This is a genomic window from Rhizobium ecuadorense (genome assembly GCF_001187535.1).
In the GTDB taxonomy this organism is placed as follows: Bacteria; Pseudomonadota; Alphaproteobacteria; order Rhizobiales; family Rhizobiaceae; genus Rhizobium; species Rhizobium ecuadorense.
In genome coordinates this window covers 1-308 of sequence record NZ_LFIO01001479.1, presented here as the reverse complement: position 1 = coordinate 308, position 308 = coordinate 1, and the positions used below count along the sequence as shown (strand labels likewise).

Annotated in this window: 1 protein-coding gene; it reads right to left on the bottom strand. The window is 60.7% G+C overall.

All coding sequences use genetic code 11. The annotated features are described in order from the left end of the window. Nucleotides 1-308, bottom strand: a 308-nt coding sequence (locus tag AF337_RS30675; RefSeq protein ID WP_152971247.1) for a substrate-binding domain-containing protein, incomplete at both ends; no start/stop codon positions are given.

Genomic DNA, 308 nt, shown 5'->3' with positions numbered 1-308 from the left:
GACTGCATCTTGTTGTGACCCTGGGTGCGGTCCCAGTTGGCAACTTCCTTGGCGACCTTCTTCAGATCCGGATACTGCGAAAGGACAGTCTCGTAGCCATTCGAACGCGTTGCCGCGTTGTTGTCGGACGGCGCGCCGAAGAGTTCGGCATAGTTGCCCTTGTCGCCGATCGCTTCGACCCATTGCTGCGCGCCGAGGGCGGCACCCTGTGCGTTGTTGGAAACAAGCTGCGCCTTGGCTAGGCCTTCCTGGTTGATCTCGGCGTTGACGAGGATGACCGGGATGCCGGCAGCAACGGCCTTCTTGAC